Here is a 17664-nt window from a genome sequence, read left to right as displayed (position 1 = left end):
CGATCCGGGTGAGGGGGTACAGGTCTATCGACGACCGCCCGTAGGGAGAGAGGCCCCTCACCCCAACCCTCTCCCGTAAGAACGGGGCGAGAGCAGAACTCAATTGTCCTCCGAGCAATTGCGCGATGGCCCCGCTGCCGATCGCATATTAGAACCTCTGCATCTCCCGCACGGGTTCGCTCATGCCTCACACCTCCGCCCTGCTCGGCTTCGCCCTCGTCTGCCTCGGTCTGGTGCTCACGCCCGGGCCGAACATGATCTATTTGATCTCGCGCTCGATCACGCAGGGGCCGGCCGCGGGCATCGTGTCGCTCGGCGGCGTGGGACTGGGCTTCGTGTTCTACATGCTGTGCGCGGCATTCGGCATCACGGCGCTGCTGCTCGCCATTCCCTTTGCCTATGACGCGCTGCGCTTTGCCGGCGCCGGATATCTGTTGTGGCTCGCCTGGCAGGCGGTGAAGCCGGGCGGACGCTCGCCGTTCCAGGTCAGGAAGCTCGCGATCGACAGCCCGCGTAAATTGTTCGCGATGGGCTTCGTCACCAATCTGCTCAACCCGAAGATCGCGATGCTGTACCTGGCACTGCTGCCGCAGTTCATCGACCCCGCCGCCGGCAGCGTGCTGACGCAGTCGGTGGTGCTGGGCGCGATCCAGATCGCGATCAGCGTCAGCGTCAATGCGATGATCGCGCTTGCGGCGGGATCGATCGCGCTGTTCCTTTCGAGCCGGCCGAGCTGGATGCTGGTGCAGCGCTGGCTGATGGGCACCGTGCTGGCCGGACTCGCAGTGCGGATGGCGGTGGAAGCGAAGAGGGTGTGAAGGTCTCCTCACCTCTCCCCGCTTGCGGGGAGAGGTCGAATTCGATCGCAGATCGAATTCGGGTGAGAGGTACAGGTCTCGCGGCCATCTCAGCCGCGGAGAGAGGCCCCGTCACCCCACCCCTCTCCTCGTAAGGTTCCGTAAGAGCGGGGAGAGGGAGAAAAAAAACCTCAATCCAGCTTCGCCTCCATGCCGCGCTTCACTCCCGGCCGGGCCATCAGGGCCTCGTACCAACGCTTGACGTTGGGGAAGTCGGCCAGCTCAACCTTGTGGCGAGGGTGGCGCCAGGCCCAGCCCAAAATGGCGAAATCGGCAACCGAGAGGTCGCCGGCAACGAAGTCGCGCCCCTCAAGCCGGCGGTCGAGTACGCCGTAGAGCCGGCGGGTCTCGGCCATGTAGCGCTTCAGGCCATAGGCGCGGTCCTGCTCGTTCTCGAGTGCAATGAAATGATGCACCTGGCCCGGCATCGGGCCGAAGCCGCCCATCTGCCACATCAGCCATTCATAGACCGGGATGCGTCCGCCAAGCGATTTCGGCAGGAATTTGCCGGTCTTTTCACCGAGATAGAGCAGGATCGCGCCGGACTCGAAGATGCCGACAGGCTTGCCGTCGGGACCCTTGGGGTCGACGATCGCGGGAATCTTGTTGTTCGGCGAGAGCTTGAGGAACTCCGGCGCCATCTGCTCGCCCTTGCTGATGTTCACCGGGATCACCTTGTAGGGCAGCCCCATTTCCTCCAGCGCGACCGAGATTTTCCGGCCGTTCGGGGTATTCCAGGTGTGGAGCTCGATGGTCATGTGGCTGGTCCTTCCCGCATTGCTGGCATCCCACTAGCCCAGGACATTGCAGCCTTTCAACCAGCGGTCGGACATGGTCGCTGTCCCGTCGCCGCGGGCGATGCCCTGTTGACGGTGGTTTTGCGGGGCCTGCTCCCACTGGAATGTCGCGGCCGTCGCGGATAAATTCCGCCTCCTCCAAAAACGCCGTTCGAGGGACCGCCGTGTCGAAATCCGCTTCCCGCGCCCGCCTGTTCGAGATCATCCGCCGGCGCTCATTCGGCCGTGGCGAGGTGACGCTCGCGTCGGGCCGCAAGAGCGATTTCTACTTCAACCTGAAGCCGACCATGCTCGACCCCGAAGGGGCGACCCTGCTCGCCGAGCTGACCTACGAGGCGCTGAAGGACGACCAGCTCGATTTCATCGGCGGGCTCGAGATGGGCGCCGTGCCGCTCGCCGGCGCGCTGGCGCAGATCTCCTGGATCAAGGGCCATCCGATCGCCGCCTTCTTCGTGCGCAAGAAGCCAAAAGAGCACGGCGCCAAGCTCGCGATCGAGGGGCTGCCCAAGGGCGAGACGCTGGCCGGCAAGCGTGTCGTGATCGTCGAGGACGTTACGACGACCGGCGGGTCGGCCATGAAGGCGGTGGAATCCGTGCGCGAGAGCGGTGCCGATGTGGTGCTGGTGCTGACCATGGTCGACCGCGAGGAAGGCGCCACCGACACCTTCGGTGCGGCCGGCCTGCCGTTCCGCGCGCTGTACAAGGCGTCGGAGTTCCTGAAAGCTTGACGCGTCGAGACCTGCTTCGCCGCCATGCCTCGGTGTACCCCGGAAGCAACGATCCGTCGGAAGCTGCGCCCGGCCTTAAAGAGGCCACCGCCTCGTCTTGAAACCGCCTCCGCGCAACTGCTCATTTACCATCCCGCTTTATGGTGAATCATGTGCTGAGACCTGATGGTCCCAGCCGGTTCAGTAGCGTCGGGTGGAGTAAGCATTGCGTACAATCATGTCCCATGCGCGCCGGCGGCGTCGCGCGATGCTTGTGGCCGCCGTGCTTGCAGCTCCGATGCTCGCGGCTCCTGCCCCGGTTTCGGCCGAGGGCCTGTTCGACTTCCTGTTCGGCGGCATGCAGCGGCCGCAGCGCGAAGTGCCGCAGCAGTCGAGCTCGTACGACCCCTTCACCGGCCAGCAAAATGCGAGCCCGCAATATGTGCCGCCGACACGCTCGGCCGCGGCCGGCGGTTCGGGACCTGCCTTCTGCGTGCGCAGCTGTGACGGCAAATATTTTCCGCTGATGCGCGGCCTCGCCTCGCCCGCGCAGATGTGTCAGGCATTCTGTCCCGCCAGCGCGACCAAGGTCTATTTCGGCTCCTCCATCGACGGCGCCTATTCCCAGACCGGCGAGCGCTACGCCGATAGCGAAAACGCGTTCGCCTATCGCAAGGCGCTGCGTTCGGATTGCACTTGCAACGGCCGCGAGCCGGCCGGCCTTGCTCCGGTCGATCTTGCGCTCGACTCCTCGCTGAAGGCGGGCGACGTCATTGCGACCAGCGACGGCCTCGTCGCCTATACCGGCATCCGCGTCGGCAACGACCAGGCTGCGGACTTCACCCCGGTTGCCTCCTATCCCGGCCTCACCGCGCAGGTTCGCGCCCGCCTCGGCGAGATGAAGGTGGCGCCGGTGCGCGGGGAGACGGTGTCGGCCGATGCGCCGGCCCCGGCCGACATCGTGCGCGAGACGCTGCCCGAGGTGACGGTGCCGAAGACGACGGCGCAGAACCCGGCGAAGCGGGCGGGGCTGGAGTAGTCCCAACTCTCCCCAAACGGTCATTGCGAGCGCAAGAAGCAAGATTCCGGATTGCTTCGCTTCGCTCGCAATGACGGAGATTGTCGCGTCACCTCCCGATGATCACCCCGATCACGTTTGGCGCCGCCAGATATTTCTCCTCGATCGCCGCGCGCGCGGCAGCTCGGTTTTCTGCCGTGAGCAAACCGCGCTTCTCGGCCAGGATCATCCAGCAGAAGCCCCACCAGTCGGTGAGCATGCCCGTCTCGCCTATGAGGTCATAACCCTGCTCGGCTGCGAAGATGCGTGCATGCGCTTCGTCCAGCGTGTCGAGAAACAGATGATCCTCCGTCGAGAACAGATCGTCGCTGATGTCGTCGATGGTGTAGCCCCAGATCGACTGGCACACCGCATTGAACTCGCGATCGAACTGGTCATCATCGATCCTCTGCCGCCGCGCCGCCTGATGCAGCCGCGACAGCGAGCGCGCGAAATCGGCGATTCGGGTGAGGGCAAACTGGTCGAAGGCAATGGTGGACATGTAGTCCTCGCGAAGTCGGGCAAACGCTAGATATTGTGTCGGCAACGCGCCGAATCACAATGATATATCAGAGACTTGCTAAAGTGTTCTTAATTTGTTCCAGATCACTGACCGTAACGATCGCGCCTCTTCGCATTGGGTAGAGACTTTTCACGTGAACCGGCACGATGGGATCCGAATGGCACGCGAACCATGTCGCCCAACGGGCGTCATTACGTTCGATCGGGTGAACGATTTGTTGCCATCGGCGACCATCAACCCTGAAGACATCGAAGCGGTCATGCAGGCGTTGAGTGACGCCGGAATAAATCTCGTCGAAAGTGGCCTACCATAAGTTTCACCCGAACGACGATGCGCAAGCAGCTGCGCTTCGCGTTAACAGCTTCAATTCGCCGCCGACACGAGCCTGTCCCCGCACGCATTCGCATAAAACTTGCCGCCGCATTGGCGCTTGATGGCGGCGCAGCGGGAGGCGGGTGAGGCATCTGGCGGGATGGCAAAGCCGCAGCTGAGGCCGTCGGCGCTGCGGCCGATCTTGCCGGCGGCGAATGCCGCGCTGGAGGCGGTGATGCAGACGACGAGGAAGGTGGCGGCGGCGATTTCGATCAACAGTCGCATGGCGTCTCCTCCACACCGATGGCTGAATTGCCGGGCATTCTAGCAGGAAATCCGCGTCTTTCCGTGCTCCTCCGGGTTCCCAAACGGCCCATTCCTTGCATAAATTTACGCCAGCGCAGTGCACGGCCGCGCCAGCGATGGTTCCGGTGCAGGGGCAGAACGCGTAGGTTCAGTGGTGTTGTTTCGACCAGGAAGTGACGGCCTTGCAAGATCAATCGTTCCAGCCAAATTTTCCGGCCCCCGGCCAGCCCATCGACGAGCTCGCGCTGTCCGAGATCAAGGGCGCGATCCTGGCGAAGCTGCGCCTTGCCATCGGCAAGGACGCCGGCATGGCAACGAAGCACGACTGGTACCAGGCCGCCGCGCTCGCGCTGCGCGATCGCATCGTGCATCGCTGGCTCAGCGCCGAGAAGCGCAGCTACGACGCCGGGCGCAAGCGCGTCTATTATCTCTCGCTCGAATTCCTGATCGGCCGCCTGTTCACCGATGCGCTGAACAACATGGGCCTGTTGAAGATCTTCGAGGTCGCGCTCGGCGATCTCGGCGTGTCGCTGCCGGAGCTGCGCAAATGCGAGCCGGACGCCGCGCTCGGCAATGGCGGCTTGGGGCGGCTTGCCGCCTGCTTCATGGAAAGCATGGCGACGCTGTCGATCCCCGCGATCGGCTACGGCATCCGCTATGATTACGGTCTGTTCCGCCAGATCATCAATCAGGGCTGGCAGCAGGAATATCCCGATGAATGGCTGAGCTTCGGCAATCCCTGGGAATTGCAGCGGCCCGAAGTAATCTATCACGTCCATTTCGGCGGCGGCGTCGAGCATGTCGACGACAAGGGCCGCGACCGCGCGATCTGGCATCCCGGCGAGACGGTGCAGGCGATTGCCTATGACACGCCGATCGTCGGTTGGCGCGGCCAGCACGTCAATGCGCTGCGGCTGTGGTCGGCGCGCTCGCCCGATCCCTTGAAGCTCGACGTCTTCAACTCCGGCGACTATGTCAGCGCCTCGTCCGAGCAGGCGCGCGCCGAAGCAATCTGCAAATTCCTCTATCCGAACGACGAGAGCCCGGCGGGCCGCGAGCTGCGCCTGCGTCAGGAATATTTCTTCGTTTCGGCGTCGCTCCAGGACCTCGTCAAGCGTCACCTCACCTCCGACGGCCAGCTGCGCAGCCTCGCGATGAAGGTCGCGGTGCAGCTCAACGACACGCATCCGTCGCTTGCCGTCACCGAGCTGATGCGGATCCTCGTCGACCTCCACAATTTCCGCTGGGACGAGGCCTGGAAGATCACGGTCGCGACGCTCTCCTACACCAACCATACGCTGCTGCCGGAGGCGCTCGAGACCTGGCCGGTCGAGCTGTTCGAGCGCCTGCTGCCGCGCCATCTCGAGATCATCTACCGCATCAACGTGCAGCATCTGGCGCTGGCCGAAGCGCGCGCGCCCGGCGACATCGACTTCCGCGCCTCGGTCTCGCTGATCGACGAGAAGAGCGGCCGCCGCGTCCGCATGGGCCAGCTCGCCTTCGTCGGCTCGCATCGCATCAACGGCGTCTCGGCGATGCATTCGGACCTGATGCGCGAGACCGTGTTCCACGACCTCAACCATCTCTATCCCGGCCGCATCACCAACAAGACCAACGGCATCACCTTCCGCCGCTGGCTGATGCTGGCGAACCCGAAGCTGACCGACCTTTTGCGCGACACCTGCGGCGAGGCCGTGCTCGACGACCCCACTCAGCTCAGCCTGATCGAGACCCGCGCCAGCGACGTCGAATTCCAGAAGAAATTCCGCAGCGTCAAGCTTCACAACAAGGCGGCACTGGCGCGCCTGATCGGCGAGCGGCTCGGCATCAAGGTCGACCCGAGCGCGCTGTTCGACGTGCAGATCAAGCGCATCCACGAATACAAGCGCCAGCTCCTCAACGTCATCGAGACGGTCGCGCTCTACCAGTCGATCAAGGACGAGCCCAACGGCAATTGGGTGCCGCGAGTGAAGATCTTCGCCGGCAAGGCGGCGGCGAGCTATCGCTACGCGAAATTGATCATCAAGCTGATCAACGACGTCGCGGAAGTCGTCAACAACGATCCCGCGATCGGCGGCAAGCTGAAGGTCGCCTTCCTGCCCGACTACAATGTCAGCCTTGCGGAAGTGATCATTCCTGCGGCGGATCTCTCCGAGCAGATCTCGACCGCCGGCATGGAGGCCTCCGGCACGGGCAACATGAAGCTGGCGCTCAACGGCGCCATCACCATCGGCACGCTCGATGGCGCCAACATCGAGATTCGCGACCATGTCGGGGCCGAAAACATCGCGATCTTCGGCATGGAAGCCGGCGACGTGATGATCCGCCGCAAGCAGGGTCTGGATGCTTCCGACGTGGTCCGCAAGTCGCCGAAACTGCAGCGCGCCATCAATGCGATCGCCGCCGGCGAGTTCTCGCCCGGCGATCCGGGCCGCTTCGAATCCATCGCCCATGCGCTGCGCTATCTCGACCATTACATGGTCAGCGCCGATTTCGATTCCTACTACGAGGCGCAGCGCGCGGTGGACGCGCGCTGGCAGGTCGCGCCGGCCTGGACGCGCGCTTCCATCCTCAATGTCGCGCGCATGGCGTGGTTCTCCTCCGACCGCACCATCCGCGAATATGCCGAGGAGATCTGGAACGTGCCGGTCAATCCGACCACCCCGTTGCTGCCGAATTTGCGCGACGTCGCGGGCTGATTTTCCGCGGCGTGAAATCGGCGTTACCTGCGAGGTTATTGATTTGCTGGGTGGGGATGATGATATGATTACCATCATTCCCAGCCGGCGCCTGTGAGACAGACGCCACGACCTCAGACACCGTCATTGCGAGCGCAGCGACGCAATCCGGAGTCCCTTCGCAGAGACAGTCTGGATGCTTCACTGCGCTCACAATGACGGCTGGGGAGGCATCGAGGACCAACAATGCACGCCAAGCTCCCGCACCCGTTCGACGACGCGACCCGCATCACCCCGGGTGACAGCAGCTGGCAGGGGCATACCAGCGACGATTACTGGGCCTTTGTCGGCCCGTTCGGCGGCGCCACGGCCGCAACCATCCTGCGCGCGCTGATCGACCATCCCGAACGCGCCGGCGATCCGCTGGCGCTCACCGTCAATTACTGCGCGCCGATCGCGAAAGGCCCGTTCGATCTCGACGTGCGCCTGGTGAAGGCCAACCGCTCCAGCCAACACTGGAGCGTCGAACTGTCGCAAGGCGGCGGCGAGGTCGCAACGCTCGCCACCGCGGTGTTCGCCGAGCGCCGGCCGTCCTGGGAGCACAGGGTAGCGAAGGCCCCGGACGCAAAACCGTTCGAACAGACGCTGCCGTTCCCGAAGATCTCGGCGCCCTGGGCCAACCAGTATGAATTCCGTTTCGTCGAGGGCGAGATGCGCATCGGCCCGCCGCAGGCCGAGCCCGCCAGCACCTACTCGAAGATCTGGATCAGCGACCGCACACCGCGCCAGCTCGACATGCTGTCGCTGATGTCTATGTCGGATGCCTTCTTTGGCCGTATCTTCCACGCGCGGCGCGAGCTGGTGCCGTTCGGCACGGTGTCGCTGACCACCTACTTCCACACCGACAGCGAAGAGCTCGCAGCCGAGGACATCACGCGCGTGCTCGCGACCGTGGATTCGAAGGTCATGCACAAGAGCTACGCCGACCAGAACGCCGAGCTGTGGTCGCCGAACGGCCGGCTGCTCGCCACGACCACGCAGATCGCGTATTTCAAGGCCTGAGCTGCTTCCACGTCATTGCGAGGAGCGTAGCGACGGTCGCGGTAGGGACGCTCATTGCTGGGCGCCCCCCGCACAGATCCGTACGTGCGGCTTTCCCGCATACGGCTCCCACCTCGGGTGAGTAGCGGTGAAGCGTGTTCGGGGCCAAGGATGGAGGATTTGTGGCTTGGGGAGCAAGTCGGAGGCAAGCCGCGCGACCCGCTGCCACGTGGTCCCGTCAATCTGGCTGCGGCGCCGAAGCATCCGCCTCCATTGTTCGGTGACGAAGTAGCGGAAGGCGCTGAGCGCTCGGCTGTTGGTCGGTACCGCGTGGTAGTTGAAGTACCCGGTAACGACCTGCCGCAGCCATTTGCCCTGTTCGAGCACCGACTGGTGCATACGCCGTCGCATTCCCTGCTTCACGGCTTGCAGTTTCGCCCGCATGCGGTCTTTGCGAGACTTGCGCCTGATCTGGAACTTGCCTTGCTTGGATCGGCTGCAGATGAAGGTGAAGCCGAGGAAGTTGAAGGTCTCCGGCTTGCCGAGCCCGCGCCGCCTGCGGTTGTCCTCCGCATGACGTCCGAACTCGATCAGCCGGGTTTTCTCAGGGTGCAGTGACAGCGCGAACTCCTGCAGCCGTTTGCGCAATTCTTCGAGGAAGTGCCGGGCCTCATTCTCATGCTCGAAGCCGACGATGAAGTCGTCAGCGTAGCGCACGATGATCATGTCACCCGCGGCCTCGCGCCGTCTGAAGCGTTCGGCCCACAGATCGAGGGCATAGTGCAGGTAGATGTTGGCAAGCAGCGGCGAGATCACCGCCCCTTGTGCCGTCCCCTGTTCGCTGACCCTGACCGTTCCTTCTTCGAGAACACCCGCCTTGAGCCATTTGCGGATCAGACGGATGATACGCTGGTCGCCGGTCCGATGTTCGACGAAGCGGATGAGCCATTCCTGGTCCACCATGTCGAAGAACGAGCGGATATCGGCGTCAACAATGAAGTTCACCCGCCGGCTCTCGATTCCGACCAGCAGCGCATCCATCGCATCGTGCGCGCTGCGCCCGGGCCGGAACCCATACGAGAACCCGAGGAAGTCCTCCTCGTAGATCGCGTTGAGCACCGTAGCGGTTGCCCGCTGAACGATCTTGTCCTCGAGGGACGCAATCGCCAGCGGTCGCTGCCGCCCATCCTGCTTCGGGATATGGACCCGCCGCGACGGCTGCGGCCGGTACGCTCCCCGGTGAACACGAGCATGCAGGTCCTCAAGATTGGCCTTGAGGTCTTGCTCGTAGTCCCGCCACATCATTCCGTCCACACCCGGCGCGGCATGCTTCTTCAGCGCGAAGAACTCCGCCTCGAGCAGTTCAGGCGTGATGTGGTGAAGCAGCGCAGTGAACCTCTCCTTCTTCCTTTCCCTTGCAGTTCGCCGTATGCGTTCCAACGCCTGTGTCACGCTTGTCCGGCTCGGCGTCCGGGGCGTGCTTTGCTGGTCCGCATTCCCCTTGGTCGCGGCCCTTCGCTCCACCAACTCCTCCGCGGATCGCTCCGCTTCGTTCGCAGGCTTCGACGCTACTACGGCCGCGTCCGACTTCCCGCATCCGTTCGTCATCGGCTTTGGCTCCTCGCCTTCCCGATGCGGACCTTGGGGGCATGTTGCCATCGGTCAGATGCGGGACCTCCCAGGTTCCGACGCGGTCCTTTGCTGCGTGATGGGGTCTTCGACCACGGCAGAGCGTCAGCGCCTCGCATAACGGCGCCGCACATGTTGCCTTCGACGTTGCTTACCGGCTCGGCCTCTGCGAGTTTCTGTCTTTCGCGGCTCAATAGCCCACCCCACAGCATCGTTGTGTACGCTTCGCAGCCGCCGTTGCCGACGGCCACGCAACACTCACTACCGGGCGCTCGCTACCGCTTACCCGGACCGGACTTCCACCGGTTGGACCACGCCAGCTTGCCTGGCGCACAAGCAATCCAGAATCCCCCCGCAGAGGTCGTCTGGATTGCTTCGCTGCGCTCGCAATGACGAGTGGAGAGATCGTGCAACAAACAAAAAGGGCGGCCTTGCGGCCGCCCTTTCGTATTTCAAACGCTGCGAACTTACTCCGCCGCCATCTTCACGTCAGGAGCCGCCGCACGGACCTCGGCGTCGACCTGGGCTTCGAACTTGGCGAAGTTCTTCTGGAACATGCCGACCAGTGCGCGGGCGGTCTTGTCGAACTCGTCCTTGTCCTTCCAGGTGTTGACCGGGTTGAGGATCTCGGTCGGCACGCCCGGCAGCGCGGTCGGGACCGCAAAGCCGAAATACTTGTCGGTGCGGAATTCGACGTTGCGAAGCGAGCCGTCGAGTGCGGCCGTGAGCAGCGCGCGGGTCACCTTGATCGGCATACGGGAACCTGTGCCGTACTTGCCGCCGGTCCAGCCGGTGTTGACCAGCCAGCAATCGACATTGTGCTGGGCGATGAGGTCGCGCAGCATGTTGCCGTAGACGGATGGGTCGAGCGGCAGGAAGGGCGAGCCGAAGCAGGTCGAGAATTCCGGCTGCGGCTCGTTGCCGAGCCCGCGCTCGGTGCCGGCGACCTTGGCGGTGTAGCCGGACAGGAAGTGGTACATCGCCTGCGCCGGCGAGAGCTTGGCGATCGGCGGCAGCACGCCGAAGGCGTCGGCGGCCAGCATCACCACGTTCTTCGGCTGCGGCGCGCGGCCGGTGCGCGAGGCGTTGGGGATGAACTCGAGCGGATACGCCGAACGCGTGTTCTCGGTCTTGGAGCCGTCATCGAAGTCGACGACCCGGGTATGCTCGTCGAGCACGCAGTTCTCGAGCACCGCGCCGAAGCGGGTCGAGGCCGCGTAGATCTCGGGCTCGGCTTCCTTCGACAGCTTGATGCACTTGGCATAGCAGCCGCCTTCGAAGTTGAAGACGCCGTTCGGACCCCAACCGTGCTCGTCGTCGCCGATCAGCGTGCGGTTCGGATCGGCAGACAGCGTGGTCTTGCCGGTGCCGGAGAGGCCGAAGAAGATCGCGGTGTCGCCGGCTGCGCCGACATTGGCCGAGCAGTGCATCGGCATCACGCCGCGCTCGGGCAGATAGTAGTTCAGCGTGGTGAAGACCGACTTCTTCATCTCGCCGGCATAGTAGGAGCCGCCGATCAGCACGATCTTGCGGGCGAAGTCGATCGCGACGACGTTCTCGGACTTGCAGCCGTGGCGCTTCGGATCGGCGCGGAAGCTCGGCATGTCGATGATGGTGAGCTCCGGCGTGAAGCTCGGCAGCTCGACCGCCTCGGGACGGATCAGGAGCGTGCGGATGAACAGCGAGTGCCAGGCGAGCTCGGTGAAAACGCGCGTCTTGATCCGGTAGGCCGGATCGGCGCCCCCGTAGAGGTCCTGCGCGAACAGGGTCTTGCCTTCGGCGTGCTTGAGGAAGTCCTGGTACAGCGCCTCGAACTGCTCCGCGGTGATCGACTGGTTACCGGCCCACCACATCTTCTTGTCGGTGGTGGCGTCGCGCACCGTGAACTTGTCCTTGGGGCTGCGGCCCGTGAACTCGCCCGTGTCGGCGCAGAGTGCGCCGTCAGCGGACAGCACCGCCTCGCCCGCGGAGAGCGAGTATTGATAGAGTTGCGGCGCACCCAAATTCCAGTGAACCTGCTCGAGCTTCTTTAAACCGAATTTGTCGGCGCCGAAGGCACCGTTGCGCACGCCCGTCTCTTGCACGAAAAAATCCTCCTAGAACCCGCGACACCCAGCGCGACCAAGTTTGGCACCATCGCGGTCACCGTGAATAGCAGGCCATCCAGCCTCGGCTGGACGACCTAATACTGATGAACGCTGGCGTTGCCAAGCTGATCCAGCAGGAATTGGTTTATTCAAGGACCGCGCCAAACGTCGCGCATGTCTGCTCTGAGCAGGCGCACCAAAAAATCGCAAATGATCGCGCAACCAAATTTGTGTTTCGGCGCAGGTTATTGCGACGCACAATCCGTTGGGGCGTTCTATCTTACCTCACCCTCGCCGATCAGCGCGAACGGCCCCACATCGCAGGATAGGCGATACGCGGTGACGAGGTGTCGTCAACATACGTCAACATGGCGCGGCGCAAGGCTTCGGCACGACGATTTTAGGTTCGTTTTTCAGCAAGGCGAAAGTCGACGTGGTCAAGCGGGTGGCAGCTTCCGAATCCACTGCCCAATGCGAGACCAGCAGCGCGCGCGCCGGCATAGAAGAACGAGCGCGCCAATCCGGACAACGCCGCTGCGCCGGGCTTGTCGCCGGCGATGGTGTTGCAGGGCGCCAGCACAACCCAATCCGCATTGAGCTTGAGCTGCGCGACTTCGCTTGCGGTCAACAGACCGTCGTCGATGTCGGTGGGCTGATCGGGAATGGAGAGCGCAAGCGATGGCTCGCCCAGTCCCTTGACGTCGCCGGCAACGAGGCCGTGGGTCGCGCGAGATGCTGCTGCCGCGCGGAGAACAGGATCGGCAGCACGGTACGCAATTGCGCGCGATCGCCGGCAAGCGTTCGTTCCGGCAACGGCAGGGCATCGGCAGTGCGGCCGGAGACGTGGAGGAAATAAGCGAGATTGCCGGTCGAACTCAGAGTGTCCGGATGGTTCGGCCCGAGCGCACGCTCGCGGATCGCGAGCGAGCGCTTGATCGGCGCCTCGGCTTCCGCATCGCGATTGAGGTCACGGTCGACCTGGCCGATGTTGTTGAGGACGGTGGCGACCGCGGGATGCTCGGGACCCGCGGTCCTCTAATAGATCGCGAGCGCACGCTGGAACAGCGGCTCGGCCTCGGCAAAGTGCTCCTGCTTCACGTAGAGCGTGGCGAGATTGCTGAGGGCGCGGCCGACATCGGGATGCTCGCGCGACAGGCTCTTTTCACTGACGGCCACCGCGCGCTTGAACAGCGGTTCGGCTTCGGTGAAGCGGCCCTGCCGCTGATACAGCGCGGCGAGATTACTCAGCTCGAGGCGGTGTGGAGGCCGAGCGCCTTCTCCATCAACACAATGGCGCGCTTGTAGACGGGCTCGGCCAGATCGTCGCGGCCCTGGCCGGCATACACCTGACCGAGATTGTTGAGCGCGGCCCTCTCGCTGCGAGCCCGAAAACCATGACGGTCTTGGGTCGCGGCGACGAGCGGCAGCGTTCAAAGGCTTTCGCTCTGGTCCATCCTCTTGCGCGCGTCGCCAGCAAGGCGGACCAGCATCTTGCGCAGTGCCGTGCCGTCGGTGACCCGCTCCGGGAAGTCTAGCCGCAGCGCGGTCTGGCCGTCCTGCATGTCGAGACCCTCGGGGTCGCAGCCGGTGCAGCGCCAGTCGCCGGCGGGCGCGCCGAGCAGCCTGGTCGCATAGAGGTTCATGGCCTCGCGGTGGTCGGCATTCATGTGTTCCACGGCGCCCTCCTCGGCCGCCAGCAGGTCCTCGGCGCCGCTGAGGTCGGTGAGGAATTGCTCGGGCTTGAGGTCGACGATCCGGCCGAATCCGGCGACCAGATGGGTGCCTGTGGGACGAATCCGGTAGAACGAAAAGTCCTTAAACGAAACAAAGGCTTCCGCCGACGGATGGGCAGCCAAATACCGCCGTTGGAGCAATTGCTTCTCGTCCCCGGCCGGTTCCGCCCGCCCGGACAGCATGATTCGGGCCCCCTCCAGGGGATCGCCGGCCACACGCTCGTCCAGCATCAGGGACACCCTGGGATCGGCGAAGATGTTCCTGGTGTGCACGGCGAGCCCCGAGATCAGCAGGATGGGCGAGCCATCCGGATGGCTCGCCAGATTGACCAGGGAACAATAGGGATCGCCGGAGCCCACCATCAACGTTGCAAGAGCACCCTGCCGCGACCGCCTCAGCAGCGATTTGGCGAGTTTTGCGGGGTCGAAATCCGGGGTCGGTTGCATGGGCTTTCTCGGCTCAGGTGGTTGCAAGGAGGGTCTTTTTTCGGCTAAACGGGGATCCGGTTATGGGTCGAGATGCGGCGAATCTGCCGTGTTTCGTGGAACTTGGTCACACTTCAGCCCAGCTTGCATTGCTCGGTGACAAGGTTTCGAACGCCATCTTCGGCACCCATGTATGCGGCGCATCACTGATTGCTCGCCGTTTTCAAGCCACGACCCAAACGGAAAGCAGAAAGCAGAGGCTCATGCCCACAATCGCTTTGGTCGACGACGACCGCAACATTCTCACATCCGTCTCGATCGCGCTGGAAGCCGAAGGCTACCGCATCATGACCTACACCGACGGCGCTTCCGCGCTTGACGGTTTCCGCACCACCCAGCCCGATCTCGCCATCCTCGACATCAAGATGCCGCGGATGGACGGCATGGAGACGCTGCGCCGCCTGCGCCAGAAGTCCGACCTGCCGGTGATCTTCCTCACCTCCAAGGACGAAGAGATCGACGAGCTGTTCGGCCTCAAGATGGGCGCCGACGACTTCATCCGCAAACCGTTCTCGCAGCGCCTGCTGGTCGAGCGCGTCAAGGCCGTGCTGCGCCGCTCGGCGCCGAAGGACCCGACCGTCGCGCCGAAGGAGAACGACGCCAAGGCGCTCGACCGTGGCCTGCTGCGCATGGATCCGGAGCGGCATACCTGCACCTGGAAGAACGAGCCGGTGACGCTGACCGTCACCGAATTCCTGATCCTGCAGGCACTCGCGACCCGGCCCGGCGTGGTGAAGAGCCGCAATGCGCTGATGGACGCCGCCTATGACGATCAGGTCTATGTCGACGACCGCACCATCGACAGCCACATCAAGCGGCTGCGCAAGAAGTTCAAGGTGGTCGACAACGAGTTCGAGATGATAGAGACGCTTTACGGCGTCGGCTACCGTTTCAAGGAAGCCTGAGGGCGGCAGGCGCCTTCACGAAGGGCTGAGAGCATCGCCGGTCCTCGTTCCATCGCGACGGGGATGGCTCTAGGGGGGGCCATTGCCACGAGCTGTCCTAACGCGGGCATAAGCATTGCTGGACCGAACGCAGCCTGACACGAACCAGAGCGCCGGGGATATCGCATCCGACGGCGCTCCGGAGCACGCCGTCGAAGACAAGCCGCAGGGTTGGCGGCCGCTGAACTGGCTCAAGCGCGCCGGCCAGTTCTTCTTCGCGCTGTCCTTCTCGAGCCTGACCCGCCGCATCGTCTCGCTCAACCTCGCCGGCCTCGTCGCGCTGGTGGCCAGCATCCTCTATCTGTCGCAATTCCGCGCCGGCCTGATCGACGCGCGCGCGCAGAGCCTCCTGGTGCAGGCCGAGATCATCGCCGGCGCCATTGCGGCCTCCGCGACCGTGCAGACCAACGCCATCACCATCGATCCCGACCGGCTGCTCGACCTCAAGCCAGGGGAGACCTATGGCGCCTCGGACGACTATTCGCCGCTGGATTTCCCGATCAATCCGGAGCGCGTCGCGCCGGTGCTGCGCACGCTGATCTCGCCGACCAAGACGCGCGCCCGCATCTACGATCCGAACGGCAGCCTGCTGCTCGACAGCCGCAACCTCGAAAACGTGCTGCGCTTCCCGCTGCCGCCGCTTTCCGCCGAGAAGCCCGGTGTGGTCGAGCGCGGCATGGTCGCGGTGCGCACCTGGCTGAACCGCGGCGACCTGCCGCTCTATCGCGAGCTCGGACCCGAGAACGGCAATGGCTATGCGGAAGTGGGCGATGCACTGCGGGGCCAGAAGCGCTCGATGGTGCGGGTCAATGCGCGTGGCGAGGTGATCGTCTCGGTGGCCGTGCCGGTGCTGCGCTCGCGCGCCATCCACGGCGCGCTGATGCTGTCCACCCAGGGCGACGACATCGACCAGATGGTCACCGCCGAGCGCCTCGCCATCCTGAAGGTCGGCGGCGTCGCGGCCGCGGTCATGATCATGCTGTCGCTGCTGCTCGCCAGCACGATCGCCGGTCCCGTGCGCCGGCTGGCCGACAGCGCCGAGCGCGTCCGCCGCCGCATCAAGACCCGCGTCGAGATTCCCGACTTCACCCGCCGCCGCGACGAGATCGGCCATCTCTCGGGCGCGTTGCGCGACATGACCAACGCGCTATACAGCCGCATCGAGGCGATCGAGATGTTCGCCGCCGACGTCGCGCATGAACTGAAGAACCCGCTGACCTCGCTGCGCTCCGCGGTCGAGACGCTGCCGCTGGCGCGCAACGAGAACAGCCGCGCGCGCCTGCTCGAGGTGATCGAGCACGACGTCAAGCGGCTCGACCGACTGATCTCCGACATCTCCGACGCCAGCCGCCTCGATGCCGAGTTGCAGCGGCAGGATGCGATCGCCGTCGACCTCAGGCGCCTGCTCGGCACGCTGATCTCCGTCGCCAACGAAACCAAGCTCGGCCACGACGTCGCGGTCGAGGCACGCTTCGAAGGCCGCGGGCCGACCGACACGTTCGCGGTGACCGGCCACGACTCGCGACTGGGACAGGTGGTCTCCAACCTGCTCTCCAACGCGCAGTCCTTCTCTGAAGCCGGCAGCAAGGTGCGCCTCACCTGCCGCCGCATTCGCACAGAGATCGAGATCGTGGTCGACGATGACGGCCCCGGCATCCGCGACGAAGCGCTCGAGCGCATCTTCGAGCGCTTCTACACCGATCGTCCGCACCAGGGCTTTGGCCAGAACTCCGGCCTCGGGCTCGCGATCTCCAAGCAGATCGTCGACGCCCATGGCGGACGTATCTGGGCGGAGAATCGCGCAGGCCCTGCGGACGAGGACGGCGTGCCGACGATTGCCGGTGCGCGCTTCGTGGTGAGGCTGCCGGCGCTATGAGCCAAGGCAGCTTGAACGAGGGCGGCCCCAGCGTGCACGCCTCCGCCGTCAAGGTCGGACAGACCGCAGTGCTGATCCGCGGTCCCTCGGGCTCCGGCAAATCGCGCCTTGCCTTTGATTTGATCATCGCGGGGCGGTCAGGCGTGCTCGAAGCGGCCGTTCTGGTCGGTGATGACCGTGTCCATCTGGCGACAGTCGGCAACGAAATTGAGGTCCGCCCCGCTGCTTCGCTGGCCGGCCTGATCGAGATCCGAGGCCTCGGAATCCGCCGCTGCGACTTCGTGGAGCATGCGACCGTCGGCCTCGTGGTCGATCTGGATGCGGAAGACGCGGAACGGCTGCCTGCGGCAGAAGCTCTGAAAACGAGCATTTTCGGTGTGGAAATACCGCGAATCCCGGCCAGCCGCGACTATTGGCCGCTCTCTTTGGTTGTCGCGGCCTTGACCACTACCAAAAGTTAACCTTCTGCTAAGTCCTCAGGCGATTGTTTGAAGGGAAATGGTAACCATATGGAGCCCACTATCGCGACCGAGTAGACCGGCGCAGCTCCCCTCATCCATCCGTCTAGATTCAGGGAGATACGCAACATCCCCTCTTGCGCGGGGGCTCTGGATGGTCAAAGTGGCGCGTT

19 protein-coding genes are annotated in these 17664 nt (G+C 64.2%); 9 read left to right on the top strand and 10 right to left on the bottom strand.

Translation table 11 applies throughout. The features are described 5' to 3' along the window. Positions 1-182: 182 nt before the first annotated feature. Positions 183-818: a LysE family translocator gene (locus ACRQ5Q_RS03445; protein WP_439396035.1), complete on the top strand. Its 636-nt coding sequence runs from the start codon at positions 183-185 to the stop codon at positions 816-818. Between the two features lie 170 nt (positions 819-988). On the opposite strand, the gene ACRQ5Q_RS03440 is transcribed toward ACRQ5Q_RS03445, so the two are convergent. After that, entirely contained in the window at positions 989-1615 is a 627-nt protein-coding gene (locus tag ACRQ5Q_RS03440; protein ID WP_439372761.1) for a glutathione S-transferase family protein, read from the bottom strand. Between the two features lie 203 nt (positions 1616-1818). Between ACRQ5Q_RS03440 and pyrE the strand changes: the two genes are divergently transcribed. After that, complete coding sequence (pyrE, locus tag ACRQ5Q_RS03435) at positions 1819-2382, top strand: orotate phosphoribosyltransferase (RefSeq protein WP_439372760.1); 564 nt, start codon at positions 1819-1821, stop codon at positions 2380-2382. A 247-nt stretch (positions 2383-2629) separates the two neighbouring features. Beyond that, the gene (locus ACRQ5Q_RS03430) at positions 2630-3400 is read left to right on the top strand and encodes a DUF2865 domain-containing protein (protein WP_439399972.1); all 771 of its coding nucleotides are present in this window, start codon (positions 2630-2632) and stop codon (positions 3398-3400) included. A gap of 88 nt (positions 3401-3488) precedes the next feature. Here ACRQ5Q_RS03430 and ACRQ5Q_RS03425 read toward each other — a convergent pair whose 3' ends face one another. Continuing rightward, on the bottom strand, positions 3489-3920 hold the full coding sequence (locus tag ACRQ5Q_RS03425; RefSeq protein WP_439372758.1) for a hypothetical protein: 432 nt from the start codon (positions 3918-3920) through the stop codon (positions 3489-3491). 178 nt (positions 3921-4098) lie between these two features. On the opposite strand from ACRQ5Q_RS03425, the gene ACRQ5Q_RS03420 reads away from it, so the two are divergent. Continuing rightward, positions 4099-4254, top strand: coding sequence for an RNA polymerase sigma factor region1.1 domain-containing protein (locus ACRQ5Q_RS03420; RefSeq protein ID WP_439372757.1), 156 nt, complete (start codon positions 4099-4101; stop codon positions 4252-4254). Positions 4255-4304: 50 nt separating this feature from the next. Here the strand turns inward: ACRQ5Q_RS03420 and ACRQ5Q_RS03415 are convergent, their stop codons facing one another. Next, entirely contained in the window at positions 4305-4538 is a 234-nt protein-coding gene (locus tag ACRQ5Q_RS03415) for a hypothetical protein (protein ID WP_439372756.1), read from the bottom strand. Between the two features lie 203 nt (positions 4539-4741). Between ACRQ5Q_RS03415 and ACRQ5Q_RS03410 the strand changes: the two genes are divergently transcribed. Further along, positions 4742-7258: a glycogen/starch/alpha-glucan phosphorylase gene (locus ACRQ5Q_RS03410; protein WP_439396033.1), complete on the top strand. Its 2517-nt coding sequence runs from the start codon at positions 4742-4744 to the stop codon at positions 7256-7258. Positions 7259-7483: 225 nt separating this feature from the next. Beyond that, positions 7484-8299: an acyl-CoA thioesterase gene (locus tag ACRQ5Q_RS03405; protein ID WP_439396032.1), complete on the top strand. Its 816-nt coding sequence runs from the start codon at positions 7484-7486 to the stop codon at positions 8297-8299. Positions 8300-8350: 51 nt separating this feature from the next. Here the strand turns inward: ACRQ5Q_RS03405 and ltrA are convergent, their stop codons facing one another. The 7 genes from ltrA to ACRQ5Q_RS03370 all read right to left on the bottom strand — a co-directional run bounded on the left by ltrA (position 8351) and on the right by ACRQ5Q_RS03370 (position 14174). After that, positions 8351-9730 (bottom strand): group II intron reverse transcriptase/maturase, encoded by a 1380-nt coding sequence (gene ltrA / locus ACRQ5Q_RS03400; protein ID WP_439368145.1) that lies wholly within the window; start codon positions 9728-9730, stop codon positions 8351-8353. A 644-nt stretch (positions 9731-10374) separates the two neighbouring features. Continuing rightward, positions 10375-11991, bottom strand: a complete 1617-nt coding sequence (locus ACRQ5Q_RS03395; protein WP_439396030.1) for a phosphoenolpyruvate carboxykinase — start codon at positions 11989-11991, stop codon at positions 10375-10377. A 403-nt stretch (positions 11992-12394) separates the two neighbouring features. Next, positions 12395-12685, bottom strand: a complete 291-nt coding sequence (locus ACRQ5Q_RS03390; RefSeq protein WP_439399971.1) for a CHAT domain-containing protein — start codon at positions 12683-12685, stop codon at positions 12395-12397. Then, on the bottom strand, positions 12619-12981 hold the full coding sequence (locus ACRQ5Q_RS03385; RefSeq protein WP_439399970.1) for a tetratricopeptide repeat protein: 363 nt from the start codon (positions 12979-12981) through the stop codon (positions 12619-12621). Before ACRQ5Q_RS03385 ends, ACRQ5Q_RS03390 begins: the two co-directional genes overlap by 67 nt. A 48-nt stretch (positions 12982-13029) precedes the next feature. Further along, positions 13030-13224: a tetratricopeptide repeat protein gene (locus ACRQ5Q_RS03380; RefSeq protein ID WP_439399969.1), complete on the bottom strand. Its 195-nt coding sequence runs from the start codon at positions 13222-13224 to the stop codon at positions 13030-13032. Positions 13225-13238: 14 nt separating this feature from the next. After that, positions 13239-13340: a hypothetical protein gene (locus ACRQ5Q_RS03375; RefSeq protein ID WP_439396028.1), complete on the bottom strand. Its 102-nt coding sequence runs from the start codon at positions 13338-13340 to the stop codon at positions 13239-13241. Between the two features lie 84 nt (positions 13341-13424). Then, positions 13425-14174 carry a HugZ family protein gene (locus tag ACRQ5Q_RS03370; protein ID WP_439396026.1) on the bottom strand — a complete coding sequence of 250 codons (750 nt, stop codon included), beginning with the start codon at positions 14172-14174 and terminating at the stop codon, positions 13425-13427. A 242-nt stretch (positions 14175-14416) separates the two neighbouring features. On the opposite strand from ACRQ5Q_RS03370, the gene ACRQ5Q_RS03365 reads away from it, so the two are divergent. The 3 genes from ACRQ5Q_RS03365 (at position 14417) to ACRQ5Q_RS03355 (ending at position 17494) form a co-directional block, all read left to right on the top strand. Then, complete coding sequence (locus ACRQ5Q_RS03365) at positions 14417-15118, top strand: response regulator transcription factor (protein WP_008542552.1); 702 nt, start codon at positions 14417-14419, stop codon at positions 15116-15118. Positions 15119-15233: 115 nt separating this feature from the next. Further along, positions 15234-17033, top strand: coding sequence for a stimulus-sensing domain-containing protein (locus tag ACRQ5Q_RS03360; RefSeq protein ID WP_439396024.1), 1800 nt, complete (start codon positions 15234-15236; stop codon positions 17031-17033). After that, on the top strand, positions 17030-17494 hold the full coding sequence (locus ACRQ5Q_RS03355; protein ID WP_439396022.1) for an HPr kinase/phosphorylase: 465 nt from the start codon (positions 17030-17032) through the stop codon (positions 17492-17494). The genes ACRQ5Q_RS03360 and ACRQ5Q_RS03355 overlap by 4 nt, the downstream gene beginning before the upstream one ends. Positions 17495-17664: the final 170 nt, after the last annotated feature.

Origin of the sequence: Bradyrhizobium sp. PMVTL-01 (assembly GCF_051861855.1) — a bacterium.
GTDB lineage: Bacteria > Pseudomonadota > Alphaproteobacteria > Rhizobiales > Xanthobacteraceae > Bradyrhizobium.
The sequence above is the reverse complement of the archived record's forward strand: the minus strand, read 5'-3'. Positions and strand labels throughout refer to the sequence as shown.